Here is a 25,329-nt window from a genome sequence, read left to right as displayed (position 1 = left end):
TTCATGTGTGCCCATTGTGTTGAGGGGCCCCTGACGAACCGAAGCCCGGCACGAGCGACCGTCTCAAACTTCTGACGGTTGTCTCTGTAAAAGTCCTTGGAAACAAAGGAACAAATTTTGCTGCGTGACGCAAATCAAGAGCACGGAGACCCTGCAATCGTCTTCGCCTGCTCTCGGAGCGGCACCCCACGTTCGTTACACCCGGCCGGCCTCCCCACACCCGTATGAGCAGCAACATCCTCGAACTCAAACAGGAACAGGACCTTCAGCAGAAGCTCTCTCCGCAGCAGATCCAGTACATCAAGCTGCTGCAGCTGGACACCTTCGACCTGGAGCGGCGCATCGAAGAAGAACTTGAGGAGAACCCCCTGCTCGAAGAGGGGCTTGGGGAGGAGGAGCAGCGGGAGGAAGACGAGATTGATTCCACGGCCGACGAGATGGAGAACGAGATAGAGACGGAGGATGAGGAGGAAGAGTTCGACGTGGAGGACCTCCTCAACAACACCGACGACATGTACGGCTACAACGCCAACCCTGGCTATCAGGGCGACGATGAGGATCGGGATCGGCCCATGCCCGCGGACCAGTCGCTGCCCGAGCAGCTCCAAGGGCAGATTTCGTTCTTGAACCTCGACGAGACTGAAGAGATCATCGCCGACCAGATCATCGGGTCGATCGACGAGGACGGATACCTGAAGCGGGAGATCGACTCGATTCTGGACGACATTCTGTTCAACCACGGCATCGAGATTGAAGAGGGGGACGTGGAGGCGGTTCTGCGGCAGGTCCAGTCGCTCGACCCCGCCGGCATTGCCGCACGGGACCTGCAGGAGTGCCTGCTCCTGCAGCTTCGCCGCATGCCCGGCGACGTGGACGGCCGCGACACGGCCATTGCCATGCTGGAGGACGAGTACGAGAAGTTCACCAAGAAGCACTTCGACAAGCTTCAGAAGCGGCTCGACGTCACCGAGCGAGAGCTGAAAACGGCCTTCGACCTCATCCGACAGCGCCTCGATCCGAAGCCGGGCGAGGGCGAATTTTCGGAACAGACCAACTACATCACGCCCGACTTCTCGGTACGCTACGTGGACGGCGAATTTGTGATTACCCTCAATGGCCGCAATGCGCCGGACCTGCACGTCTCACGCCACTACCGAAAGATGCTGGAAAAGCTGAAGGCGCAGAAGAAATCGGACGATGTGGATGAGGTCGACGAGGAGACCGAAGAGTTTCTCAAAGACAAATTCAGCTCGGCGCAGTGGTTCATCGACTCCATCAACCAGCGGCGCCACACGATGTACCTGGTGATGGACGCCATCGTGCAGCTGCAGGAGGATTTTTTCCGGTACGGGGAGGGCCACCTCGAGCCGATGATTCTCAAGGACGTGGCCAAGATCATCGACATGGACATCTCCACGGTCAGCCGGGTGGTAAACGGAAAGTACGTGCAGACCGAGTGGGGCGTCTACGAGCTCAAGTACTTCTTCTCCGAGGGGCTGGAGACCGTGGATGGAGACGAGGTGTCCAACAAGGAGGTGAAGTCTGAGCTCCAGCGCATCGTGGATGCGGAGGACAAGACCGATCCGATGTCCGATCAGGACCTGTCCGACGCCCTCGAAGAGAAAGGGTTCAAGATTGCCCGTCGCACGGTCTCGAAGTATCGCAAACAGCTTAGCATCCCTGTTGCGCGCCTCCGCCGAGAGATTGTCCTCGAAGACGAAGAGAAAGCCGAGGAGTAACGGGCGGGCATCGCCGCCAGGAGAGGGCTGTGGCCCGAGGCCCGCCCCTGTCCGTCGTCCGTTGGCTGCGTTTGCCTACCGGCCGTAGGAGACCGATACCGTGAGACCCGCCACTGTCACGAACCGGCCGTCCTGAACGAGCGGATCAAGGCCGGTGCCTGCGAGAAGGCCCGGCTGTACACGACCGCCGTCGAGCATGACCGACACGACGGCACGGTGTGTGCTCCGGTCCGGCTCCGATCCAGAAAGACGTGGGCGTCCCTCCACGCTGAGTCCGGACATGAACCGTTCTCCGTTCCACCAGAGCTGAGCGCTGTAGGGAAGCCGCCATCGGTTCTCCGTGCCTTCCTCGTCGAGGCGATCGGCGGAGGCGTACGTGAGCCCCGTGCGAAGGCGCAGGGAGGCGCGCCGCCCGAGCGGCAGGCGTCCATTCAAGAGAGCGGAGGGCGCGACGGACTCGTCCCGGAAGGCCGCGGTGCGTCCCGGGTCGGCGCGCTGGCCCGCCCGCAACGCTTCGTTGGTGGGGGCGGCGGGAATGCGAATGCCAAGCTCGAGCAAGATCGGCCGGGAGGAGCTACTCAGCCCGATCCCCACGTAGGGATTGCCCACCGCCGTGGAGGCGGTCGCGTCGGTGGCGTAGCGGGCCACGGGGAGCTCGACCGCCAGCTCCACGTTGTCGTTCAGGGAGCGGGTGGCTGTCAGAAACGCGGCGCCCGATGCCGCCGACGCATCGTCCGCCGGGAGGTCTGGTACGACGGCCTCCAGGGCGATCTGGTTGGGCTGGTAGGGCCGCGACCAGATGGTCTGGGCCTGCGCGGGGAGGGCAAGCACCCCCGTTCCAGCGATTGAGATCAACAAAACGAGGAGGGTGCGCATGAGAAGAACAACAGAAATGAAAGAAACGGGAGAAGACGGCGTATGAATGCTGCCATGGACATGTCCCCCGACGGATGGACTGCATCTCTCGTTCGCAGTTGCTACATTATCGCATGGAATTCAACCTGCATTTCGGCCCTCTCGTTGCACGTGCCTCCTTGTTATGCTTGACTCCGCTCGCACCTCTCAAATTGCCCCGCGCGGGTCTCGCACGGAACGGCGCTCTCAGCTGGATGCCCTCAGCCGCGCCTTCACCGGGCTCGACACCGAGTATCCGCTGGCGGAGGGCGCGACGACCCCGCGCATCTACCTCGACAGTGCCGCGTCGACCCTGCGCTGCCGGGCGGCCGATGACATTGTCCGGCGGGCCCTCCGGCACTACGCCAACACGCACTCGACGCTGCACACCGGGGCCCGCACCATGACCCATCTCTACGAGCAGGCGCATGAGATCGTGGGGCGTTTCGTGGATGCCCCGGACGACTACACAACCGTCTTCGTCGGCAGCGGCGTCACGGGCGGCCTCAACCGCATGGCGCGCGTGCTGGCCGAGCGACGCCCCGAGCGCGACCTCGTCATCACGACCCTGATGGAGCACCACGCCAACGACCTGCCCCACCGCAAGCATGTGGGCGAGGTGGTGCACGTGCCCTTGGAGAGCGACCCGGACGGCGAGGCCGGGCGGGTGGATACCGGCGCACTGCGGGCCGCCATCGAGGAGCATGCCGACCGGCTGAACTACGTGGCCATCACGGCGGCGTCGAATGTGACCGGCATCGTCAACCCGGTCCACGAGGTGGCCCGCCACGCCCACGAGGCCGGCGCTCTGTGCGTGGTCGATGCGGCCCAGTCGGCCGCCCATGTACCGATCAGCGTGCAGGGACGCGACGAGGCCGAGGCGCTCGACGTTGTGTGCATGAGTGGGCACAAGATTTACGCCCCCGGAAGCCCCGGCGTGATCGTGGCACGGGAGGCCCTCTTCGACGGACTGGAGCCTCAGGTGGTGGGCGGCGGCATCGTAGAACGAGTGGAAACGGGCCAGTACCAGATCACCGACGCGTTGCCGGAGCGGGAGGAGGCGGGCACGCCCAATCTGCCCGGGGCCCTGCGGCTCGCCGCCACGCTCCAATTGCTGGGCCGCATCGGCATGGACCTCGTGGCGGCGGACGAACGAGAGCTGACGCAGTACGCGCTGGAGCGCTTCGCGAGTGTCGAGGGGCTTTCAATCTATGGGTCGCATCGCCTAGAGGTAGCCGATCGGATCGGGGTCGTTGCCTTCAACCTTGCCGACCTGCCCCACGGCCTCGTCGCCGCGGCCCTGAACGACTACTTCGGGGTGGCCGTGCGCAACGAATGCTTCTGCGCCCAGCCCTTCGTGCGCGAGTTGCTCGGCCGGACGGGTGGGGCCGAGGGGGCCGCGAACGGTGCAGAGTGCGGCCCCGAGACGCAGCCGGGCATGGTGCGGGCGTCCCTCGGTCTCTACAATACGGAGCCGGACATCGACGCGGCCGTCGAGGCCTTGTCCGATCTCGCCGCCCGGCCCGACTGGTATCGCGCACAGTACCGTCCCCGCCGCAATGGCAGTGGCGACTGGGTGCACCGGTCCTTCGAGCACCCGCCCGAAGAGGTCTTTTCGATGGAGGACGAGGTCGACGCGTGGCTCCGTGCTGCGGACTAGTCTTCGGTCCACGTGCCCTATGTCGCCGCTGAGGCCGTTTTCTTCTCCATGACCTCCTCCTGCACGTAGTCCGGCATTTCCTCGTAGTGGCTGAACCTCGTGTGGTGCAGGCCACGGCCCTGTGTGAGAGAACGGAGCGTGGTGGAATACTGGTGCAGCGCCGACTTCGGCACCTCGGCGGTAATTTTTTGAAGGGTCCCCTGCGTATCGATGCCCTGAACCCGCCCCCGACGCGTGTTGAGGTCGCTAACAATATCGCCCGTGTAGTCGTCCGGTGTGGTGATAGTGACCTCGTGGATCGGCTCCAGGAGCACCGGCCCGGCCTCCTGGAACGCGCGGCGAAAGCACTTGAAGGCGGCCTGTTTGAAGGCCGCCTCGTTCGAGTCGACCGGGTGCATGTCGCCGTCGTGAATGACGATTCGCACGTCCCCGATGGGAAACCCGGCCACCGGTCCCTCCTCCATGGTGTCGAGGACGCCCTTCTGGATGGAAGAGAAAAACGTGTTCATGTCGATTACCCCGCCGACGATGGCGTCGACGAAGTGCACCTGCGCGTTCCAGTCGGTCTCCACCATGTTCTCGTTCCGCACGTCGATGGCGTCCGGCGGATCGAACGCGCCGTCGAGGGGCTCGACGAGCATCGAAATGTCGGCGAACTCGCCGGCGCCCCCCGACTGCTTCTTGTGTCGGTACTCGGCGGTTGCGCGGTTCTGGATGGCCTCGCGGTACGAGATGCGGGGTTCCACGAATGTGACCTCGACGCCGGCCTGCCGTTCGAGGCGCGACTTGGCGATCTGAAGGTGCATCTCGCCCACGCCACTCAGGGTGAGCTGGTTCAGCAACGCATTGTGGTGGAAGGCGAGTGAGGGGTCCTCGTCGGTAATCTGGTGGAGCCCCCGGGCAAGCTTGTCCTCCTGGCCCTCCTGGACCGGCTGTACGGCCATTCGGTACCGAGGGGCGGGAAACTGAATGGACGGAAGGACGACGTCGGAGTTCGGGGCGCGGAGCGTGTCGTTTGTGGTGGTGTCCTCCAGCTTCACAAGCGCGCCGAGGTCGCCGGCGATGAGGCGAGGGACGTGGTTGCGCGCTTCTCCGTTGAGTTCGTAGATCTGTCCAACGCGTTCGGTGGCGCCGGTGCGTGCGTTTTCGAGGTCCTCTCCCGACTGGAGGGTCCCGTCCATCACGCGGACGAACGCGTACTCGCCGACATGCTCCTGGGCCATCGTGCGGTAGACGAACGCGACCGGCGTATCGTCGGGGTCGGCCGTCAGGTCCGGACCGCTCTCGGTCTCGACCCGCCGACTGGCGGGGGAGGGGCAGACCGACCCGATGAAGTCCAGCAGCCGAGAGACGCCGAGCTTTTCAGTCGCGCTCGTCACGAAAACGGGATAGAGCGCCCGGTCGATCATGGCCTTCCGCAGGCCGTTGCGTAGCTGATTGTCCGTCAGCTCGCCCTGCTCGAAGTAGGTCTCCATGAGTCGGTCGTTGCTGGCGGCGATGTCCTCGACGAGCGTCTCGTGGAGCGCGCGGGCCTCGTCCTCGAAGGCGTCGTTGATCGGCTGCACCTCCGGCTCAGTCTCGCCCTCCGGATAGTAAAGCTGTCGCATGTGCAGCACGTCGACCAGGGTGCGGGTGCCCTCGCCGGCGGGCAGCTGCACCACCGTCGCCCCCCGCCCGAAGCGGTCCGCAATCTCGTCGACGATGCCCCGAAAGTCGGCGCCCGCCTGGTCGATGTGGTTGAGGACAAACAGGGAGGGCGTGGCCGTCTGCTCGCCGTACGACCAGGCCATCTCCGTTCCCACCTCCACCCCGGAGCGGGCGTCCACGACGTAGAGTGCAGTGTCAGCCACCCGCATCGAGGCGATCACTTCGCTCGCGAAGTCGGGGTAGCCGGGCGTGTCGAGGAGGTTGATCTTTTTGCCGTCCCAGGAGGTGTGCAGCAGCGTCGCAAAAATCGACATCTGTCGCTCCTTCTCACTCGCGTGGTGGTCGCTCTGCGTTGTGCCCTCCGACACAGAACCGACGCGCGAGAGTGCGCCGCTCGTGTGGAGCATGGCTTCGGTCAGTGCGGTCTTGCCGCTGCCCTGGTGGCCGACCAGGGCAACGTTGCGGATCTGTTGGGCATCGGAAACGGTCATCGAACTGAAGGAATTGCTGCGGAAGTGTTGGGGGAAAGGCACCGAGTGGAAACGGCTGTCGAAGTGGGGCCTTCGAGGGCGACTAAGGTGGGAAAAAGAATCCGAGGAGTCAAGATGAGCGCCCGGGGCGAAAGGGGCCTTTCCCCGATCCCGACGGGAAGATCCCAGGCGTGGCCGACGGCACAGAGCGGCGAAGCGTCGCCTCCCGCCGCGAAACACGGGTCTAGGGACTGGGTTTCCGAAGACACTCGCTCCTCGTGGATCATGCCTCGACCACCATGGCTTCGTTTGCGTCGTACAAGACCCATTTCAAGGCCTTCGGGGCTGGCATCCTCCTCGCTGCCCTTGGCGTTGGGGCCTACCTGCAGTTTGGCCCGGCGGCGTCAGCAGACCTGCCGACGGTGACGGTGTACAAGAGCCCCTCGTGTCAGTGCTGCTCCGAGTGGGTCACCCACATGAAGGAACAGGGCTTTCAGGTGGAAGTGAACTCGAAGCTGCGCATGAAGCCGGTCAAGCAGCAGGTGGGGCTGCCATCGTCGCTCGCGGCCTGCCACACCGCCGTGGTCGGCAATTACGTGGTGGAGGGCCACGTGCCGGCACAAGACGTAAAGCGGCTTCTCCGTGAAACCCCCGACGTCCGTGGCCTCAGCGTGCCGGGCATGCCGGTGGGCTCGCCGGGCATGGAGCGGGGCGATCGGGAAGAGCCGTACGAGGTGGTGACGTTTACCCCGTCGGGAGAAACGACTGTGTTTGCCGAGTACGGACGGTAGGCGACGGCCTCCCTTGCACTTCAAGACTCGTGTACGATGCGCACTCGCCTCTTGCTTCTCCTCTGTGTGGCGGGCCTGTTCCTGGCGTGCGGCTCAAACCCGTCGTCGGAAGACTACGAACAGACCGTCATGCAGGACCGTGTGCAGCGGGACATGCAGATGCGGGACAAGGAGAGCGTGCTGCCCCCGGGCCAGAGAGAGGCCTTTCAGGGACTCAATTTCTACGAGGTGGACCCGGCCTACCGATACACAGTCCCGCTCCGGCGATTCGAGGCGCCCGACACGGTCATGATTCCTGAAAGCACCGGCGACCTGCGTCCGCAGCAGCGGGTCGGGGAGGTTACGGTGCCGCTTCCGGAGGGGCCCGAGGAGCTGGTGGTGTTTCGGGGCGAGGGCGACACGCCGCGCGGCCGACTGTGGATCCCGTTTGCCGACTCTACGAACCGACACGTCACGTACAAGGGCGGGCGATACGTCGACCTGACGCCGACGGACGCGGATTCGGTCGTGGTCGACTTCAACCGTGCCTACAATCCGACCTGTGCCTACAACCCGGACTTCGCGTGCCCGCTGCCGCCCCCGGAAAACCGGATTGCCGTGCCCGTGCTGGCGGGAGAGAAGAGACCAACCTTCGGGGGATAGGGCGAGTTGCATCTGCGAGCTGAGGCAAATACTTTACAGGTGTGGCCAGGGGTACCCGTCGCGGGGGAGGCGCGGGCTGAGAGACACCCTTCGAACCTGATCCGGCTTGTACCGGTGGAGGAAGTGCCTCGGCACCGTCCGGGGACCTGCGCGTGAGCGCCGTACCGTCTGGCTTCACTGTTCTGCACGTACCAAGAAGCCAGGTTCTCATGCGCGCACTCGATTCGCAAGTGGTTGTGATCACCGGGGCCAGCCGCGGGCTCGGCGCCGCCATTGCTCGGGCCTTCGGCCGAGAAGGGGCCCGGGTCGTCGTCAACTACTACCAGAGCCCCGACCAGGCCGAGGCCGTCGCCGCCGACATTGGGGATCGGGCCGTGCCGGTGCAGGCCGATGTGCGCGATCCGGACGCCGTGCAGGCCATGGTGGACACTGCTGCGGACCATTTCGGGCGCCCCGTCACGACCGCCGTCCACAATGCACTGATTGACTACCAGTTTGACGCGGAAAATCGGGAGACCGCCGACACCATCGACTGGGAGGACTATCAGACGCAGCTGGACGGGTCGGTGAAAGGGGCGCTTCACCTACTCCAGGCCTGCCTGCCCGAGATGCGGGCGGCGGGAGAGGGCCGCTTCGTGGGCATCAGTTCCAACCTCGTGCAGGACCCGGCCGTCCCGTATCACAACTATACTACCGGCAAGGCGGCCCTCCTCGGATTTACGCGCAACATGGCGGCTGAGCTCGGGGCGGACGGCATCACCGTGAACCTGGTATCGGGAGGGCTGCTCGACGAAACGGATGCTAGTGCCGCGACGTCGGACGCAGTGTTCGACGCCATCCGACAAAACACTCCGCGTGGCACAGTGACGACTCCGAACGAAGTGGCCGACGCCGTGCTCTTCTTCGCCTCCCCGTGGGCCCGGGCCGTCACGGGGCAGAACCTGATCGTCGATGGTGGGCTCGTGATGCAATAGGCCTTTGCACAAGTCGCCCCCTGTCTAAATTTCGCCCCTGCACCAGTGACTCTGCTCGCCCTCGAAACCGCGACTGCGACCTGCGGCGTGGCCGTCCTGAACGACGATGCGGTGGTTGCGGAGGCTCATCTACATCGCCCCCGTGTGCACGCCGAGCGTCTGACACCGCTCATTGAAGATGTGCTCGGCCACGCCGACGTGTCGACGGAGGCCCTGAACGCCGTGGCGGTGTCGATGGGGCCGGGCTCGTACACCGGGCTCCGCATCGGGACAAGCACGGCGAAGGGGTGGGCGCTGTCCGCAGACGCAGCGTTCGTGGGGGTGCCGACGCTGGAGGCGTACGCGGCCCGGGTAGGGCCGATGGCCGCGCCCGAAGACGTGGTCTGCGCACTGCTCGATGCCCGTCGGGATGAGGTGTACGCCGGCGCGCTCCGACGGACGACGGAGGGGCTGGCCGAGCACGCGCCCACGACGGCATTGCCTGTGGAAACTCTCCCCGACTGGCTGGGAACTGTGGACGGGCAGCTGTGGCTCGTCGGAGACGGGGCGCCGAAGAGCCGAGACGCCCTTGCCGACGACGCGTTCTCCTGCGTCACGCTTCCCGCCGACGCGGTGTCGCCCTCCGCGGGCTGGGTCGCCCGGCGCGGCCGACAGCGATTGGAGGCGCACGGCCCTGACGACGCGGCGACGGCCGAACCGTTGTACGTAAAAGACGTGCACGCCACTCCGGCTCCGTCCCCCTTCGACTGAGTTTTGTTTGGACTTTGCGGGCGCCGGTTCTGATGTTTTGCCGGGGCACAGTCCTAGCCTCGGCCCCTTGGTTCGCACCCGTTTCTTTTCACCGCCCACGTTCCCTCTGCCATGCCCTGGTTTCGACGCGAGAAGGCCGGCATCCGCACCACCCGCGAAGAGCAAAACGAAATGCCGGAGGGGCAGTGGGTGAAGTGCCCGGAGACCGGCGAAATCACCAACCGGCGCGAGCTGGAAGAAAACCTGCTCGTCTTTCCCGGTTCGGGGTACCACTTCGGCATGGACAGTCACCAGTACTTTGGCTTTCTGTTCGACGGCGGCGATTACGACCTGCACGACACCGACCTGCGGTCCGTGGATGCCCTCAACTTTGAGGACCGCAAGCCCTACAGCCAGCGGCTGGAGAGTGCCATGGAGGAGACTGAACAGAACGAGGCCGTGCAGGCCGCCACCGGTGCCATCGGGGGACATCCCGTGTCGATGGCGGGCATGGACTTCAGTTTCATTGGGGGATCGATGGGCTCGGTCGTCGGGGAAACGGTGGCCCGGGCGATCAAACGCGCCTACACGGAAGGGATGCCGCTCATTACCATTGCCCAGAGCGGGGGGGCTCGCATGATGGAAGGGGCCCTCAGCCTCATGCAGATGGCCAAGACGAGTGCCCACCTCACGCGGCTGGACGAGGCCGGGCTGCCGTTCATCTCTATTCTGACACACCCCACCACGGGGGGCGTCACGGCCTCCTTTGCGATGCTTGGAGACATCCACATCGCCGAGCCGGACGCGCTCATTGGGTTTGCCGGGCCGCGCGTGATTCGTGAGACGATCGGGTCCGACCTCCCGGAAGGCTTCCAAAAGTCGGAGTTCCTGCAGGAGCACGGGTTCGTAGACATGATCGTGGACCGGCGTCGCCTCCGCCGCCGCATCATCCGGCTGCTCAACCTTCTGATGGAGTAGATAGATCGCCCCTTCTGTCGCGTGGGCCTGTCGCGTGGGCACGCCGGCAGGCGGGCACCGGACGATGGACGGGCTCGTGGCAAGAATTTCCGCGGCATGTCGGCGTTACGAGAGTGTGGAGAACGTTCAGGATCTCCTCCGAAACCCCATCGGCAAAGATGGTTATGATGGGGTGTCATTCCTCTTAACCTCTGCTTCGTAATCCCTGCGGACACGCACCCCAGCTCTCATGAAACGACTATCGCTCCTTTTGAGTCTTGCGCTCTGTCTTGCAGCCTGGGGCCTCCCGGCTTCGGCTCAAACGACACCCGTCGGCTCGGCCGTGCAGATGAACGGCTTCAGCCGCGCCCTCGACGTGGAGGACGATCAGGTCTTCGTCGGAGAATCTGAGAATATCCACACCCCTGGGCGGGTGTACGTCTACGCGGAGGGCGACAGCGACTGGACGGAGGCGACCTACTTCGAAGCCACTGACGGTGAGGTTGGAGACAGTTTCGGCTCGGCCCTTGACGCGGCAGGCGATCAGGTTGTCGTAGGCGCCCCCTCGGCCAATGCCGCCTACGTGTTTGAACCGGGGACGAACGGGTGGACTCAGAGCGCCCGCCTGACGGTGTCGGACAGCACCTCGAACTTTGGACAAAGTGTGGTGCTGGATGGCGACCGGCTCTTCGTGGGCACCTCCTCGACCGTATCGATGATGGAGAAGGATACCCTAACGACGGGGGCCGTCCACGTCTTTAGGCAGCAAGATGGCACCTGGCAGGAAGGCGCTACCCTCCGGAGCGAAGAGGTCGGGGCCGACGCGGGATTTGCGAGTGCGCTGCTCACGACGGGGGACCACCTGCTCGCCACGGCGCCTCAGCACAACGGAGGTGCCGTCGTCGCCTTTCACCGAGACGCTGAGGGCTGGACGGAGCTCCAAACGGTCACGCCCGGCGAACTGAGCAGCAACGCCCGGTTTGGCTCGGCGATCGAGGCGGTGGGAGAGCAGGTGCTCGTCGGAGCGCCTCGGGCCTACGACGCCACCGGACTGGCCTACACCCTCTCGTTCGACGCGGAGGCAGAGAGCTGGTCCGTGGACGGGCGGCTCCTTCCGTTTGATGGTGCGTCCCGTCATCTCTTCGGCGCGGCCTTTGCTTACAACGGCACGGACCTCTGGGTGGGGGCCCCGGGCGCGTCGGACCGGAGCGGGGCCCTCTACCGCTACGGACACAGCGATGGCTCGTGGACGGGGGCCACGCGGACAGTGCACCCGGGCGCGGAGTCGGGAAATGGATTGGGGGCCACGCTTGCGGGCAACGGAGACGTGCTCGCGACGGGGCTGCCGGGGGACGACCATGGGGCTGGCACCATGGGACTCTACTCCACTGCGTCCGGCGAGTGGACCCAGACAACCCCCATCGCTCCGTCGACCGGTCAGGCCCTCAGTACCATGACGGGCGAGGAGCGTGACTGCGCAGACGGCAACGCCGCTCAGTTCTCCTGTGAGGGCGTTGACCTGAAATCTTTCCTTCCGATTCGCGCCATCGGGGGCGAACGCGGCATCAACCTGAATGACATCTGGGGCTGGACCGACCCGGAGACGGGCACAGAGTACGCGCTGGTGGGTCGCACCGACGGAACGTCTTTCGTCGACGTGAGTGACCCGACGAATCCGCAGTACATTGGTGAGCTTCCGCTCACGGACGGTGCGCGTGTCAACTCCTGGCGCGACGTCAAGGTCTACGACAACCACGCATTCGTGGTGGCGGACAATGCCAAGGATCACGGCATGCAGGTGTTCGACCTGACTCGCCTCCGTGACGTGGGCGCCGATGAGATGCCCGTGACTTTCGACCACGACGCCCTCTACGATCAGGTCAACAGTGTCCACAACGTCGTCATCAATGAGCAGACGGGCTACGCCTACGCCGTGGGCAGCAGTGGCGGAGGGAAGACCTGCGGCGGCGGGCTCCACATGATCAACATTCAGGACCCGCTCAACCCCACCTTCGAGGGCTGCTTCGCCGATCCGTCCACGGGCCGCTCCGGCACCGGCTACAGCCACGATGCCCAGTGCGTCGTCTACGAGGGACCGGATCCCGAGTATCAGGGCCGTGAGATCTGCGTTGGGCTTAACGAAACGGCCATCAGCGTCGCAGATGTGACGAACAAGGACAGCACCTCGGCCATCTCCACGGCCTCGTACCCGGACTACGGCTACGTCCATCAGGGCTGGTTCGACGAAGAGCAGCGCTACTTCTACCAGAACGATGAGCTGGATGAGGCGCAGGGCAAGGCGGGCCAGACGCGCACGCTGGTGTGGGACCTGCAGGATCTCGACAACCCGAAGCTCGTCAACCAGCTTATGCTTCCGGAGGAATCCATTGATCACAACCTGTACGTGAAGGGCGAGACGATGTATCAGTCGAACTACAAGAGTGGACTGCGCATCCTTGACATTAGCGACCGGGAGAGCCCGGAAGAGGTGGCTCACTTCGACACACAGCCCTACGACGAAAACGGGACCGGCTTCCAGGGCTCCTGGAGCAACTACCCGTACTTCGAGAGCGGCATTATCATCGTGTCGAGCATCGGCGAAGGCCTGTTCGTGCTGGAGGAATCACAGCAGGAGCTCTAGGCAGAGGAGCGATGTTCGCGGAGGGCATGGTCCGCGTGCTTCCACTGGTCTGATTCCCCTCAACCAATCTCCTTCGCACGACCATGCGTCGTTTCCTCTCGACTTTGATTGCCGGTGTGCTCCTGTGTGCCACGCTTCCGGCGTGGGGACAGACTCCAAGCTCGAAGCTGTACGTGTGCAACCAGGGAGAGGCCACTGTCTCGATCATCAATATGGAGTCGATGGCCGTCGAGACGACCGTCGACTTGAAAAAACGAGGGTTCTCGGAGAACGCGAAGCCGCACCACGTCGTGGCCGAGCCGGACGGGAGTCACTGGTACGTGAGCCTGATTGGCGCGAATGCGATCCTCAAGATGAACCGACAGAATGAGATTGTCGGTCGGCTGGATGACTTCGAGGTGCCGGGGCTTCTGGCCCTCGACCCGTCGAAGGATGTGCTGTATGCGGGCCGCTCGATGAGCGCGGTGAATCCCCCGAAGAGCTTGGGCATGATCCAACGGTCCGACATGGAGGTTATGGAACGGGTCGGCACCTTCTTTCCGCGTCCCCACCCCCTGGCGGTAACGCCGAGTGGCGAGTATGCCTTCATTGCGAGCCTGGGCACGAACCAGCTGATGGGCATCGACACGGACACGCGAGAGACGCAACTGACGCGTCTGGACGGGACGACCCAGACCCCCGTCCAGTTCGCGTCGACGGCCGACGGGTCGACCCTCATCGCGGGGGGGCAGAAGACTGGGCAGCTCCTCGTGTTTGACGCCAGTGAGGCCCCGGCCCTGTCCGTGACCGACACCCTCGCCGTAGGAAATCAGCCGTGGCATCCCGTCATCGGTCGGCAGAGTGGACGGGCCTACGTGCCCAACAAAATGTCCCACTCCATCAGCGTTGTCGACGTCGACAACGCGTCGGTGCAGGCCACCATTCACGGTGATGGCCTCGCCCAGCCCCACGGCACGGTGCTCTCAGCTGACGGACAGCACCTCTTCGTGTCGAACAACAATCGGGACGGCACCTACGAGCCCCGTGGAGACAATTCCGACGCGGGAACGGTGACGGTGATTGATACCGACACCAACGAGATTGTAGAGGTCATCGAGGTGGGGACCTATCCCACTGGTGTCGGCACCCTTGGCGGGGCACAGTCCGTTGGCCGATAGTGGCCGGTCGGGCCCTTTGCTCCGCTAATGTGACAGTTTTGCGCTTCCTGATGCCACGCATTCTCGCGCTTGCCGTTGGCCTCGTCGGTCTTCTTCTGACCGGATGTGCCGGATCTTCGCAATCGGTGTCTTCGGATGCCTTGCCGGCCTCGTTTCCGAACGACTACCAGCGTGTGGTGGACCCGTCCGTCGGGGTAACCGACGCCGACGGCACTCTCATTTCGAATCCGTTCTACGGCGGTTTCAACGCGCCGCGCCCGCAGTTTGTGGACATCGACGGGGACGAGGACTCGGACCTTTTCGTTCAGGAGCGTCCCGGCCAGCTCGCGTTTTTCGAGCACGTCGCCGAGGGGGACTCGTCGCGTCTCGTGTGGCGTACGGACCACTATCGGGACCTGGAGATCGGCGAATGGTACCGGTTTGCGGATCTCGACCAGGACGGGATGCCCGATCTGTTGACGGAAGAGCCCTACAGCCATCTTCGTGCCTACCGGAACGTCGGCTCGGCTACGGCGCCGACGTTTGAGCTCTACGCCGACACGCTGCGGACGGTGAAGGGGAAGCCCATCTTCTCGGATCGCCAGAACATCCCAAACGTCACGGACCTCGGCTGCGACGGCCAGCTGGACCTTTTTCTGGGGCGGCTCGATGGAAGCATTTCGCACTACGAGTCGGTCAACGAGACGGAGGGCATGCCCCAGTTCGCCCATGTGACGGATGAATTTGAGGGGATCAAGATCGTTGGCGAAACGGGCAAGAAGGGCCCGTCGCTCCACGGGGCCAATACCCTCACGTTTGCGGATGTGGACGACGATGGCGACTCCGACCTGTTCTGGGGGGACTTTTTTGAGCCTGGGCTTCTCCTCATTGAGAACACGGGGGCCTGCGGAAACCCCGTTCTCAGCGGCGAGCCGGAACGCTTTCCGTCGTCGAATCCGCTCTTGACCAGCGGGTACAACGCGCCCGCTTTTACCGACTGGTCGGGCAACGGACGTCCGGACTTGTTCGTCGGGGTTCTCGGGGGCTCAAGTGATTCCAACAGCAGCCTCGCAGACAACTTCTACTTCTACGAGCATACGGCCGACGGGTATCAGCTGCGGACGCGCCAATTTGTCGGGGGGCTCGATGTGGGAAGCGAGAGTACCGTGGCCCTCGGAGACATTCAGGGAGACGGGCAGACCGATGTGCTCGTGGCGAACAAAATCGATCCTGAAAAGGGCGAGACCTCCCTCGTGTATCCGTTGACGCCGACCGATGAGGGGACACAGCTTCAGAAAGAGTCGCCGTTGGATTTGCCGGACGCGTACCATTACGCCCCGGCCCTTGGCGACCTGAACGGCGATGGGGTTGATGACCTCATTCTCGGGACCTGGCAGGGCGTCCTCTCCTACCACGAGAACCAGGGCGACGGTACGTTTGAGGCGGTTGACGAGGCCCTGGATGGCCTGTCGGGCGGGAGCAATGTAGTGCCGGCCCTGGGAGACGTGACGGGCAACGGCGCCCTGGACCTCGTATTGGGAACTGCGAGTGGCACCCTCACCCTGTATCGCAATGCAGGGTCGGAAACGACCCCAGACTTTGCCTCGGAGGGCACCGAGCTTGCGGAGGTGGATGGACGAGCCGCCCCTGCGCTCCACGACGTGACCGGCAACGGCCGCCTGGACCTCCTCGTCGGGACGGACGACGACCTGCTTCTTCTGCGCAATAAGGGCATGGCCGATGCCCCGAACTTTGGGGCGCCCACGCCGGTCGACCTCAACGGCATTCCCCGAAACGCCACGCCTGCATGGGGAGACCTGGACGGAACGGGAGCGGCGGACCTAGTCGTGGGGGGCACACGCGGTGGGCTCGTCCTCTTTCAGCCCCAGTCTGCGACTGAATAGCGGCGTGGTGAATCCGTGCTCGGGTATCACCACCGTCCCATCAGTCCGTCCCCGGACGGGGATGGGCAAGACGAAAAAGACCCGGTGTCCGGGGGGTTTCTCCGTTCAGTGCCTGATTCAAGACCTTCGGCCGGAGCGGAACCGACGCGTGCGGTGTTCGCGCGTCTCGTTGGAGAGAGCCTCGTACGCCCCTGCCTGCAGGGCGTTTAGGGCGCACCGGTGATGCCTTCGGGCCCGCCGCGGTGTTGCCCCGGGGCGAGCCCGGAACTGCCCGACTGCCTCCTCGAGGTTTGATGTGGAGTGATCGAGGGGGAGTCGCGCGGGGGAAGATGAGTCATCAGAAGTGGAAAAGGCCTCGTCAGAGCGGGGGGATATCATAGAGGTCAGCATGGTGGAATGAGCGTGGCGAATGCCCTTCCGAATGTGCAGGGCGCTTCCATCAAATTCCCTGGGACGTTGGCGATGCTCCGTTGGGGCGTCTCCTGGAGGAAGACGTCGGGGATATTTCTTACGGATCAGTCGCAACTCAACGAAGGTGAGCAGATTCAAGCCCGCTGGTGGCAGATCTTCAACACAATTGCGCTGCGCATATGACGGAGATTCTCGACGACCAGACGGATCAGTTTCAGCTCGAGTCCGACTTCGAGCCGATGGGCGACCAGCCCCAGGCAATCCGTGAACTTGTGGATGGGGTCCGGAGGGGCGACGAGCACCAGACGTTGCTCGGGGCTACAGGGACGGGCAAAACCTTCAGTGTGGCGAACGTGATCGAGGAGGTGAACAAGCCGACCCTCGTCATGAGTCACAACAAAACCCTGGCGGCCCAGCTCTACGGGGAACTGAAGCAGTTCTTCCCCGACAATGCCGTCGAGTACTTCATCTCGTACTACGACTACTACCAGCCGGAGTCGTACATCGTCCCCAACGACACCTACATCGAGAAGGACGTGGCCATTAACGACCGCATCGAGCGGCTACGGCTCCGGGCGACGTCTGAGCTCATCAGTGGGCGGGACGATGCAATTGTGGTGGCGAGTGTGTCCTGCATCTACGGCCTCGGGTCGCCGGCGGAGTTTCGGAAAGAAATCCTGCCCCTGGAGCAGGGCCTGGAGGTGGAGCGCAACGACCTGCTGCGCCGTTTCATTGATCTGTTCTACGAGCGCAACGACATCGAATTCACCCCGGGTACGTTTCGGGTCCGGGGCGATGTGGTCGATATCTTTCCGGCCTATCGTGAAGAGCTGGCCCTCCGTATCGAATTCTGGGGCGATGAGATTGACCGTCTGGCCCTGTTCGAGCCGGAAAGCGGGCGCGAGCTAGAAGAGGTGGATCGGTTTACGCTGTACCCGGCGCAGATTTTTGTCACCCCGGACGATCGGCTGGAGCGGGCCATCGAAGACATCAAGGAGGAGCTGCGCTGGCGGCTGGCGGTCCTGCGAGAGGAAGGCAAGATGGTGGAGGCGCAGCGTTTGGAGCAGCGCACCATGTTCGACCTTGAGATGATGCAGGAGGTGGGCTACTGCTCAGGAATTGAAAACTACTCGCGCCATTTGACCGGCCGGGAGCCGGGGGAGCGTCCGTACTGTCTGCTCGACTACTTCCCCGACGACTTCCTGCTGGTGGTGGATGAGAGTCACGTCACGATTCCGCAGGTGCGGGCCATGTACAACGGCGATCGCCAGCGCAAGCTGAAGCTGGTCGAGCACGGCTTCCGCCTCCCGTCGGCCCTCGACAATCGCCCCCTCACGTTCGAGGAGTTCGAGGAGCTGACGCCACAGACCATCTACATGAGTGCCACGCCGGCAGACTATGAGCTGGAGCAGAGTGGCGGTGTGTTCGTGGAGCAGGTGGTGCGCCCCACCGGCATCCCCGATCCTCAGGTCGACGTCCGCCCGACCGGAAACCAGGTGGACGACCTGATGGAGGAGATCCGCAAGCGGGCCGAGAAGGACGAGCGGGTGCTCGTGACGACCCTTACGAAGCGGATGACGGAGGACTTGTCCGACTACCTCGACGGCTACGGGGTCGACGTCCGCTGGATGCACTCCGACATCGACGCCCTCGAACGGGTTGATATTATCCGTGGACTGCGCCTCGGAGAGTACGACGTGCTGGTGGGGGTGAACCTCCTGCGGGAGGGGCTGGACCTGCCCGAAGTGTCGCTCGTGGCCATCCTGGATGCGGACCAGCAGGGCTTTCTGCGCTCAGAAACCTCGCTCATCCAGACGGCCGGGCGCGCCGCCCGCAACGTGAACGGCGAGGTCATCCTCTACGCGGATGAGATCACCGACGCCATGCAGAAGATGATCGACGAGACGGAGCGCCGCCGCGAGCGGCAGCTCGAATACAATGAGACGCACGACGTGACGCCGGAGCCCATCCGAAAGTCGCCCGACGAAATTAAGATGGGTACGGCGATTGCCGACGAGAAGAGCGAGGGCGAGGACGCCGGCTCTCGGCACCACTACGGCAGCCCCGACCAGCTCTCCAGTGAGGTGGCCGATCCGGTCGTCGAATACCTCTCGGAGGATCAGAAGGAAGACCTCGTCGATCAGATGAAGGAGGAGATGGAAGAGGCCGCCGAAAACCTGGAGTTCGAGCGCGCCGCCGAGCTGCGAGACAGCATCGAGGAGTTGAAGGACGACCTTGCCGAAAATGGAGAGTAGTCCGGAATGGGAAGTGGTGAGCCGGTGACGGGCGGAGGAAACGCCGGGGACGGGTCTCTCCTGATCTCCGCACCGCGTACACTGACCGAATGCCCTGCCTGAGCCCCAAGCAGCTTAGGCCTCCACAGGGGGAATGGACGTATGCTGGCGCTCCGTCGATGATGTCTCGGGGCCTGCCGCCGTGAGGGACTGGTCCAGGTCCCTCCGGAGGTCGTCGGTTGACTCGATGCCGACGGAGAGGCGGACGAGATTGTCGGTAATGCCGGCCTCGTCGCGCTGGTCCGGAGCCATCGAGGCGTGGCTCATGGTGGCGGGGTGCTCGATGAGGGACTCCACGCCGCCCAGCGACTCGGCGAGGGCGAAGACCTCGGTCGAGCCCAGAAACGCCCTGACGTCTACTTGTTCGGGGTCGACGAAGAACGAGACCATGCCGCCGTACCCGTTTTGCTGAGTGCGAGCGATCTCGTGGCCGGGGTGGCCGGAGAGGCCGGGATAGCAAACGCGCCCAACGGCCGGATGGTCGTTCAGAAAATGCGCGATGGCCCGGGCGTTGGTCTCGTGCTGGCGCAAGCGGACCGGCAGTGTCTTCGCCCCACGCAGCACGAGCCAGCTGTCGAACGGAGCGGCGACGGTGCCGTGCGCGTTGGCGGTAAAGTCAACCCTGTCGGCCAGGGCCTCCGTGCGAGCAATGATGGCCCCGCCCACCACGTCCGAATGGCCATTCAGGTACTTCGTCGTCGAGTACACGACGAGGTCGGCCCCGTAGTCGAGGGGCCGCTGGAGGAGAGGAGAGAGGAATGTGTTGTCGACGATGAGGAGCAGGTCGTGCGTGTCGGCAAAGTCCGACAGCGCCTCCAGATCGACGATGCGGAGGAGGGGATTCGAGGGCGTCTCCACCCACAGGGCCTCCGTCTCGGGCCGCACGGCGTCGGCGAGTGCGTTGCGGTCCGACAGATCCTCGTACGAGACCGCAAGCGTGCCCCGTTCGGCGAGGTGAGAAAAAAGACGCTCCGTGCCTCCATAGCAGTCGTGCGCACAGATCAGGTGCGCGTCGGCGTCGAAGAGCGAGGTGACCGTCGACACCGCAGCCATGCCGGTTGCACAGGCCACGGCGCCAGCCCCACCATCGAGATCGGCCAGAGTGTCTTCTAGGGCCGTCCGCGTGGGGTTGCCGCTCCGGGTGTAATCGTAGCCCTTCGTTTCGCCGACATCTTCGAACTGGAAGATGGCCGACTGGTAGAGGGGGGGCAAAACGCTGTTGAACGTGTCGTCGAGGTCCTGCCCGGCGAGGGACAAGGTCGTTTCCGGGTCAAAATCCATAGGAAAGGTCGTCTCGGTGAGTGAAGAAGCGTGGTGGCCTCACCAAGACGACGACAGAGGACCTCAAGAACGTACGTCCGCGTGCTTGAAGCAACCCTCTCATCTGTCCCCACGTGAAGTGGAGCAGGAGTTGGCACCAGGGCGACCCCTCGCGAGGAGGAGTCCGGTTGCCACGACGTCATCGGGCCTGTTCCCTCGGTCGTTCTTGATGAGACATGCATACGTTAAGAAACGAAGGATGAGTTGTCAAGGGAGCGATGTGCCGGGCCCTGAGGCCCTCGCTCGTTCTTCACGTGTGGGGGATTTTCTCCCCGAAACTTTCGAGCATCCACGATGTGTATCAGACGCGAAAATAAATCACGACTTGTCGACAGAGTCCACCGACGGCAGCGCTATGCAAGACGCCCTCCACCCCGAGTACAACGAAGTCACCATCGAGCTTGCGGACGGCACCGAGATGACGACCCGGTCCACGATGGAGACCGATACCTACGAGACCGAGATCGACTCGACGAATCACCCGTTCTACACCGGCCGCCGTCAATTTGTCGACACGGCGGGTCGTGTGGAGAAGTTCAACCGCCGGTACGGACTCACCGATGACGATGAAGAGAGCGAAGAGACGGAGGAAGACACGGACGAATAGGCCATTGTCTCCATGCCGGTCCCCGAAGGTCACCTGTGGAAACGGGTGGCCTTTTTGTTGTTCAGGGGGCAATCCATCAGGGTTTGAGGCCATTCCTGGGCGGGCACTGCTTCTTTTTTATCCCCCAACCACCCTCGACCTGTATGAGTGACGTGAACACCGTCTCCCTGATCGCTGCCAAGCGCGATGGCGAGGCGCTCTCGGGCGATGATCTAAGGACCCTCGTCAAGGGCTACACGGACGGAACAGTGCCGGACTATCAGATGAGTGCATTTCTGATGGCGGCCTACCTTAACGGCCTGTCTGCCGCCGAGGCTGCCGCCCTCACCGATGCGATGCTCCACTCCGGCGCCCACATCGACCTCTCGTCGGTGTCGGGGACCAAGGTCGGCAAGCATTCGACGGGTGGGGTGGGGGACAAGGTGTCTCCGATTCTCGTCCCCCTCGTCGCCAGCTGTGGTGTCCCGGTGGCCAAACTCAGCGGGCGCGGGCTCGGCCACACCGGGGGCACCATCGACAAGCTCGAATCCATTCCCGGATTCCGCACAAACCTGAGCGTGGGGCAGTACCGGCGGCAGGTGGGGGACGTAGGTGGGGTCATTGCCGGGCAGACCGGAGAGGTGGCCCCTGCCGACAAAAAGATTTACGCCCTGCGCGACGTGACGGCCACCGTCGATTCGATTCCCCTCATCGCCGCCTCCATCATGAGCAAAAAGCTCGCGGAAGGCAACGATGCGCTCGTCCTCGATGTGAAGTGTGGACGGGGAGCCTTTATGAAAACGGACGCCGACGCGCGGGCGCTGGCCGAGACGCTGGTCGCCATCGGGGCCGAGCACGACATGCCGGTGGCGGCGGTCATGACGAACATGGACGTGCCCCTCGGGCGGGCCGTGGGCAACTGGCCCGAGATCCGAGAGGCCATCGCCTGTCTGCGAGGGGAGCACAGGGAGTCCTCCCTGATGCAGATCGTGCGTGGGCTGGCCGGCGAGATGATTGCGCTGGGCGGGCAGGCCGAGACGCCCGAGGAGGGGCGAGCCAAGGCCCGGAACGCGATTGAGGAGGGGGAGGCCCTCGCCCAGTTTCGCGCCCTCGTGGACGCACAGGACGGGGATCCGGCGGTCGTTGAGGACCCCGATGTGCGTTCCGACAGTGCCCCGATCGCCGAGGTGAGCGTGCCCACAGGAACGAGTGGATACGTAGCGGACCTCGATGCCCTCTCCATCGGGCAGGCCGCCGTGGAGCTCGGGGCCGGTCGCCAGACGAAAGAGGCATCGGTCGATCCGATGGCCGGCCTGACCCGACTCAAGAAGCCAGGCGATCCGGTGGAGGAGGGCGATGTGCTTGCCCGCCTCCACGCCAGTGAAGCCCCCGACCTGAAGGCCGTCCGGGCCGCCGTGCGCGACGCGTACACCGTCTCCGACGCGCCGCCGTCCGCAGCTCCGGCCCTCAAGGCCCGCTACGACGCCGAGGGCTGGACCCGCCTGTCGGAGAGTGCCGCGGGGGCGGTGTAACAATCCGCCTGCATGTAAAGTATATGAACCGTAGACTCGCCGACCCTTCGATACCCACTCCCCCGCCATGTCCATCTGGTCCCGATTCAAGCGTGCAGTAAAGTCGATCTTCGGCGGTGCCGTCTCGGCAATGGAGGACCCGCGGACGATCCTCGAGCAAAACATCCGGGAGTTGAACGATCAGGTGCCGGAGATGAACGAAAACATCGCCACGGTGAAGGCGAACAAGATCATGCTTGAGAAAGAGGTCAAAAAGACCAGGGACCGGGTGGAGCAGCTTTCCACTCGCATTAAGACCGCCCTGAAGTCCGACCGTGAGGACATCGCCAAGAAGTACGCGAAGCGGCTCGAAGATCAGAAGGAAAGCCTCGAGCGGACGCAGGAGCAACTCGAAGGGGCCGAGCGGGCCTACGAGAAGGCCCTCAAGGTGAAAAAGGCCTTCATGCGCGAGAAGGAGCAGAAAATCCAGGAGGCAAAGGATGCCCTTCGCCAGCACGAGCGGGCGCAGTGGCAGGCCGAGATTGCCGACACGATGGAGCAATTCGAAGTGTCGGGGCTGGACCAGACCCACGACGAGATGGTCCGACGCCTCGACGAGGAGTCGGCCAAGAACGAGGCCCGGATGGAAATGGCGCTCGACTCGGTGGACACGGAGGCCCTTCAGATCGAAGAGGACGCCGAAGAGCTACGGGCGCAGCAGGTCGTCGATGAGTTCAAGGCGGACATGGGCATGGCCGATGAGCAGTCGCTGGACCAAGACTCCATTGAGGAAGAGACGATTGACGTGCCCGAAGAGGAAGAGGTCGAAGAACCGTCGAAGACCATCGGCAAGCAGCGCAGCGAGACGGAGTAGCCCGCGTCCGGTAGGACGGTTGAATGATGAACACACGCCCCCGCTGATGCTCATAATCCGCCGTTCGACACGATCATGACCGACGACGAATTTCATCGATTGAAGGACACGGAAAAGCGACACCTGCGGGCCCGAAAACGGCTTCGGTCGACCCTCAAGAACCTGAAGCAAGAAGACGAGACGCAGGGCGTCGTGCGGCGGATGAAACAAGGTGCCCGCCGGCTGCTGACCGAGACCGAATCACTCGTGGATCAACTGCGGGGGGCCGTTGCGGAGCGGGACGCGCGCCTTGAAGGAGCCCTCGACGATGAGTGGGAGGGAGAAGATGGCTTGCACGAGGCCGAAGAGGCCCTCCGTGAGGAGCGGGCCGAGCAGCGCGTCCGTCGCATGAAGGCGGAAGAGGGCAATTCGTCGTCCCCCGATTCCGGCGGGGGGGCCGGCCCATCGTCCGCCTCGGAGGCGGAGGAAGAGGCCGACGACCCGCTCCCAGACGGCCCCGACAAGACCATTGGCCGCATGGGCGCCCCCCGTGCCGACGATGCTTCGTAGCCCGAACAGCTCCACCACCATGGATGACGACATCAACTACACGAAGGAGGCCCTCTTCAACACCTGGAATCTGGTGTTTCTGATCACGGTTGTGGCCGTGGCGGCGGGCCTCGGTTTGGTCGGCGTCTTCCCTGGCTGGCTCCCCGAGCTTCTTCTCCTGGTGGGGGGCGGGGCGGAGCTCCTCTATCTGGGGGGGATGCCCCGGCACGACCGGTTTCAGCGGTACATCCGGGCCGAAAAGCGCTCCGAGCGGCACCAGGCGCCGTCCCAGCGTGAGATCTTCAGTCAGCTCCGCAACCGGAGCCAGCGCCGATACGCCAAGCTGCGGAAACTCAAGGAGCAGGTCGAGGCAAACTACCAGAAGCTCAGCTATGCCTCCCAGGGCATTTTGGGAAGCCATGTCGAAAAGATCGACGGCCTCCTCGACTCGTACCTCGATCTGCTGCACCAGCGAGAGCGGTATCGGGACTTCATGGACAGTGCCACGGAGGCGCAGATCCTGGAGTCCATCGAGGCGCTGAAAAAAGACATGGCCGACGATGCCGAACGGGTTCGGGCCGTCAAGCAGCGACGGCTGAAGGTATTGGAGCGCCGCCTGGCGCGCTTTCGAAAGGCCCATGAGAACCTGGAGGTCATCGGCGCGCAGCTTGGCACCATCGAGGACGTGGTGCGGTACATCCACGAACAATCATGGACGCTACAGAACCCGGAGGAGGTGACGGCCCAGCTCGACACCCTGCTTCAAGAGGTGGAGGAGACGCAGAGCTCCATCCGCGAGATCGAAGATGTCTTTGCTGCCCCGGCTGATTACCTTGACGACGGGAGGGACGAGGACCTTGATGCGCTCGACGCAGAGCTAGATGCAGCCACGGATGGAGCCCTTGGTTTGCCCAACGACGACGTGTCCGCGTCCAGCCCCGAAGGAGAGGCCCCAGAGCCGTCGTCTCCGTCTCAAATCCGGGAGTAACCGGAGCCAAGAGAGTCCTGACGGCCGGGCTCACTCCAACGGCTCCGACGCGGACCCGAGGGGGGGAACGCCCCGGCGCCCGTAGGCGAGCACGAGCTTCAGGTGAGCGACCGTCGGGTCCACCAGGCCCAGCGAGTCGAGCCGTTCTTGTGGGGTCTCCGGAAGCTTGGGCGGGCTCACACGCCCCATCCACAGCTCCATCTTGTCCCCGAGTGCATGAGGCCCTGGAAACTGGCCGCCCGGCAGATGAGAGGTATAAAAGGCCTGCTTCTCTTCGAGACGGGCACGCACTTCGCCCGCCACCTCCGAGAGTTCCGGACGCTCCTCCGCCACCATCGCCTTCCCGAGAAGATAGTTCCGGTACGTGAAGGGCAGGTCGAGAAGCGCTTCGATGATGGACGGCGCACGGTCGGGTTCGTCCTCAAGTCCGACCTCGGCGGCCCGGGCCGTGGCCGTAGCGGTGAGGCAGAGCGTCTCCTCGGCCACGAGCTCTGGATCGGCCCCCTCCATGTCACCGACACTTTCGAGCACGGCGTGGGTGAGGTCCTGTGTGAGGCCCAGGGTTCCAACCGTCGCAAAGGAGGTGAACCGGGCCACACGGTCAAGGGAAGTGTCGGAATCGTCGGAAGGCAT

At 64.0% G+C, this 25,329-nt stretch carries 20 protein-coding genes and 1 riboswitch; of the genes, 16 read left to right on the top strand and 4 right to left on the bottom strand.

From position 1 onward, the window contains the following. The first annotated feature begins 224 nt into the window (after positions 1 to 224). Entirely contained in the window at positions 225 to 1,739 is a 1,515-nt protein-coding gene (gene rpoN / locus B7R93_RS14375; RefSeq protein WP_103021412.1) for an RNA polymerase factor sigma-54, read from the top strand. A 75-nt stretch (positions 1,740 to 1,814) separates the two neighbouring features. Here the strand turns inward: rpoN and B7R93_RS14370 are convergent, their stop codons facing one another. Then, a complete protein-coding gene (locus B7R93_RS14370) occupies positions 1,815 to 2,615 on the bottom strand; it encodes a hypothetical protein (protein ID WP_103021411.1) in 801 nt (266 codons plus the stop codon). 163 nt (positions 2,616 to 2,778) lie between these two features. Between B7R93_RS14370 and B7R93_RS14365 the strand changes: the two genes are divergently transcribed. Continuing rightward, positions 2,779 to 4,293: an aminotransferase class V-fold PLP-dependent enzyme gene (locus tag B7R93_RS14365; protein ID WP_103021410.1), complete on the top strand. Its 1,515-nt coding sequence runs from the start codon at positions 2,779 to 2,781 to the stop codon at positions 4,291 to 4,293. Between the two features lie 17 nt (positions 4,294 to 4,310). Here the strand turns inward: B7R93_RS14365 and B7R93_RS14360 are convergent, their stop codons facing one another. Continuing rightward, positions 4,311 to 6,431, bottom strand: coding sequence for an elongation factor G (locus B7R93_RS14360; protein ID WP_103021409.1), 2,121 nt, complete (start codon positions 6,429 to 6,431; stop codon positions 4,311 to 4,313). Positions 6,432 to 6,709: 278 nt separating this feature from the next. Between B7R93_RS14360 and B7R93_RS14355 the strand changes: the two genes are divergently transcribed. From B7R93_RS14355 to uvrB, 9 genes are all read left to right on the top strand, one after another. Next, entirely contained in the window at positions 6,710 to 7,201 is a 492-nt protein-coding gene (locus tag B7R93_RS14355) for a DUF411 domain-containing protein (protein ID WP_103021408.1), read from the top strand. 36 nt (positions 7,202 to 7,237) lie between these two features. Further along, the gene (locus tag B7R93_RS14350; RefSeq protein WP_103021407.1) at positions 7,238 to 7,843 is read left to right on the top strand and encodes a DUF1684 domain-containing protein; all 606 of its coding nucleotides are present in this window, start codon (positions 7,238 to 7,240) and stop codon (positions 7,841 to 7,843) included. 209 nt (positions 7,844 to 8,052) lie between these two features. After that, positions 8,053 to 8,817, top strand: coding sequence for a 3-oxoacyl-ACP reductase (locus tag B7R93_RS14345; protein ID WP_232798481.1), 765 nt, complete (start codon positions 8,053 to 8,055; stop codon positions 8,815 to 8,817). Between the two features lie 45 nt (positions 8,818 to 8,862). Further along, a complete protein-coding gene (gene tsaB, locus B7R93_RS14340) occupies positions 8,863 to 9,567 on the top strand; it encodes a tRNA (adenosine(37)-N6)-threonylcarbamoyltransferase complex dimerization subunit type 1 TsaB (RefSeq protein ID WP_103021406.1) in 705 nt (234 codons plus the stop codon). Between the two features lie 111 nt (positions 9,568 to 9,678). Continuing rightward, complete coding sequence (accD, locus tag B7R93_RS14335) at positions 9,679 to 10,524, top strand: acetyl-CoA carboxylase, carboxyltransferase subunit beta (protein ID WP_103021405.1); 846 nt, start codon at positions 9,679 to 9,681, stop codon at positions 10,522 to 10,524. 229 nt (positions 10,525 to 10,753) lie between these two features. Next, a complete protein-coding gene (locus B7R93_RS14330) occupies positions 10,754 to 13,144 on the top strand; it encodes a choice-of-anchor B family protein (RefSeq protein ID WP_232798480.1) in 2,391 nt (796 codons plus the stop codon). Between the two features lie 83 nt (positions 13,145 to 13,227). Next, positions 13,228 to 14,301 carry a YncE family protein gene (locus B7R93_RS14325; RefSeq protein WP_232798479.1) on the top strand — a complete coding sequence of 358 codons (1,074 nt, stop codon included), beginning with the start codon at positions 13,228 to 13,230 and terminating at the stop codon, positions 14,299 to 14,301. Between the two features lie 50 nt (positions 14,302 to 14,351). Then, positions 14,352 to 16,184: an FG-GAP repeat domain-containing protein gene (locus B7R93_RS14320; protein WP_103021403.1), complete on the top strand. Its 1,833-nt coding sequence runs from the start codon at positions 14,352 to 14,354 to the stop codon at positions 16,182 to 16,184. A gap of 590 nt (positions 16,185 to 16,774) precedes the next feature. Then, entirely contained in the window at positions 16,775 to 18,850 is a 2,076-nt protein-coding gene (gene uvrB / locus B7R93_RS14310; protein ID WP_103021401.1) for an excinuclease ABC subunit UvrB, read from the top strand. A 114-nt stretch (positions 18,851 to 18,964) separates the two neighbouring features. Here uvrB and B7R93_RS14305 read toward each other — a convergent pair whose 3' ends face one another. Then, positions 18,965 to 20,170 (bottom strand): trans-sulfuration enzyme family protein, encoded by a 1,206-nt coding sequence (locus B7R93_RS14305; RefSeq protein WP_103021400.1) that lies wholly within the window; start codon positions 20,168 to 20,170, stop codon positions 18,965 to 18,967. Between the two features lie 96 nt (positions 20,171 to 20,266). Then, positions 20,267 to 20,385, bottom strand: a riboswitch (SAM riboswitch). 179 nt (positions 20,386 to 20,564) lie between these two features. Here B7R93_RS14305 and rpmE point away from each other — a divergent pair. The 5 genes from rpmE to B7R93_RS14280 all read left to right on the top strand — a co-directional run bounded on the left by rpmE (position 20,565) and on the right by B7R93_RS14280 (position 24,696). Then, complete coding sequence (gene rpmE / locus B7R93_RS14300) at positions 20,565 to 20,816, top strand: 50S ribosomal protein L31 (RefSeq protein WP_103021399.1); 252 nt, start codon at positions 20,565 to 20,567, stop codon at positions 20,814 to 20,816. Positions 20,817 to 20,959: 143 nt separating this feature from the next. Then, positions 20,960 to 22,327 carry a thymidine phosphorylase gene (locus tag B7R93_RS14295; protein ID WP_103021398.1) on the top strand — a complete coding sequence of 456 codons (1,368 nt, stop codon included), beginning with the start codon at positions 20,960 to 20,962 and terminating at the stop codon, positions 22,325 to 22,327. Positions 22,328 to 22,394: 67 nt separating this feature from the next. Continuing rightward, positions 22,395 to 23,180 carry a PspA/IM30 family protein gene (locus B7R93_RS14290; protein ID WP_103021397.1) on the top strand — a complete coding sequence of 262 codons (786 nt, stop codon included), beginning with the start codon at positions 22,395 to 22,397 and terminating at the stop codon, positions 23,178 to 23,180. Between the two features lie 75 nt (positions 23,181 to 23,255). Further along, positions 23,256 to 23,729 carry a hypothetical protein gene (locus tag B7R93_RS14285; RefSeq protein WP_103021396.1) on the top strand — a complete coding sequence of 158 codons (474 nt, stop codon included), beginning with the start codon at positions 23,256 to 23,258 and terminating at the stop codon, positions 23,727 to 23,729. A gap of 19 nt (positions 23,730 to 23,748) precedes the next feature. Continuing rightward, positions 23,749 to 24,696 carry a UbiA prenyltransferase family protein gene (locus tag B7R93_RS14280; protein WP_103021395.1) on the top strand — a complete coding sequence of 316 codons (948 nt, stop codon included), beginning with the start codon at positions 23,749 to 23,751 and terminating at the stop codon, positions 24,694 to 24,696. 30 nt (positions 24,697 to 24,726) lie between these two features. On the opposite strand, the gene B7R93_RS14275 is transcribed toward B7R93_RS14280, so the two are convergent. Then, positions 24,727 to 25,329 carry a hypothetical protein gene (locus tag B7R93_RS14275; protein WP_103021394.1) on the bottom strand — a complete coding sequence of 201 codons (603 nt, stop codon included), beginning with the start codon at positions 25,327 to 25,329 and terminating at the stop codon, positions 24,727 to 24,729.

It is taken from the genome of Salinibacter altiplanensis, assembly GCF_002894645.1.
Lineage (GTDB): Bacteria > Bacteroidota > Rhodothermia > Rhodothermales > Salinibacteraceae > Salinibacter > Salinibacter altiplanensis.
Note: the sequence above shows the minus strand (reverse complement) of the source record. Positions and strands in the feature narration are given on the sequence as shown.

What these genes read in the sequence shown, in the direction of transcription:
- rpmE (WP_103021399.1), top strand. Translation starts at nt 20,565, where the DNA reads ATGCAAGACGCCCTCCACCCCGAGTACAACGAAGTCACCATCGAGCTT.
- B7R93_RS14285 (WP_103021396.1), top strand. Translation starts at nt 23,256, where the DNA reads ATGACCGACGACGAATTTCATCGATTGAAGGACACGGAAAAGCGACAC.
- B7R93_RS14290 (WP_103021397.1), top strand. Translation starts at nt 22,395, where the DNA reads ATGTCCATCTGGTCCCGATTCAAGCGTGCAGTAAAGTCGATCTTCGGC.
- uvrB (WP_103021401.1), top strand. Translation starts at nt 16,775, where the DNA reads ATGACGGAGATTCTCGACGACCAGACGGATCAGTTTCAGCTCGAGTCC.
- B7R93_RS14320 (WP_103021403.1), top strand. Translation starts at nt 14,352, where the DNA reads ATGCCACGCATTCTCGCGCTTGCCGTTGGCCTCGTCGGTCTTCTTCTG.
- B7R93_RS14345 (WP_232798481.1), top strand. Translation starts at nt 8,053, where the DNA reads ATGCGCGCACTCGATTCGCAAGTGGTTGTGATCACCGGGGCCAGCCGC.
- B7R93_RS14295 (WP_103021398.1), top strand. Translation starts at nt 20,960, where the DNA reads ATGAGTGACGTGAACACCGTCTCCCTGATCGCTGCCAAGCGCGATGGC.
- accD (WP_103021405.1), top strand. Translation starts at nt 9,679, where the DNA reads ATGCCCTGGTTTCGACGCGAGAAGGCCGGCATCCGCACCACCCGCGAA.
- B7R93_RS14305 (WP_103021400.1), bottom strand. Translation starts at nt 20,170, where the DNA reads ATGGATTTTGACCCGGAAACGACCTTGTCCCTCGCCGGGCAGGACCTC.
- B7R93_RS14365 (WP_103021410.1), top strand. Translation starts at nt 2,779, where the DNA reads ATGCTTGACTCCGCTCGCACCTCTCAAATTGCCCCGCGCGGGTCTCGC.
- B7R93_RS14355 (WP_103021408.1), top strand. Translation starts at nt 6,710, where the DNA reads ATGGCTTCGTTTGCGTCGTACAAGACCCATTTCAAGGCCTTCGGGGCT.
- B7R93_RS14360 (WP_103021409.1), bottom strand. Translation starts at nt 6,431, where the DNA reads ATGACCGTTTCCGATGCCCAACAGATCCGCAACGTTGCCCTGGTCGGC.
- B7R93_RS14370 (WP_103021411.1), bottom strand. Translation starts at nt 2,615, where the DNA reads ATGCGCACCCTCCTCGTTTTGTTGATCTCAATCGCTGGAACGGGGGTG.
- B7R93_RS14280 (WP_103021395.1), top strand. Translation starts at nt 23,749, where the DNA reads ATGGATGACGACATCAACTACACGAAGGAGGCCCTCTTCAACACCTGG.
- B7R93_RS14350 (WP_103021407.1), top strand. Translation starts at nt 7,238, where the DNA reads ATGCGCACTCGCCTCTTGCTTCTCCTCTGTGTGGCGGGCCTGTTCCTG.
- B7R93_RS14330 (WP_232798480.1), top strand. Translation starts at nt 10,754, where the DNA reads ATGAAACGACTATCGCTCCTTTTGAGTCTTGCGCTCTGTCTTGCAGCC.
- B7R93_RS14275 (WP_103021394.1), bottom strand. Translation starts at nt 25,329, where the DNA reads ATGCCTTCCGACGATTCCGACACTTCCCTTGACCGTGTGGCCCGGTTC.
- B7R93_RS14325 (WP_232798479.1), top strand. Translation starts at nt 13,228, where the DNA reads ATGCGTCGTTTCCTCTCGACTTTGATTGCCGGTGTGCTCCTGTGTGCC.
- rpoN (WP_103021412.1), top strand. Translation starts at nt 225, where the DNA reads ATGAGCAGCAACATCCTCGAACTCAAACAGGAACAGGACCTTCAGCAG.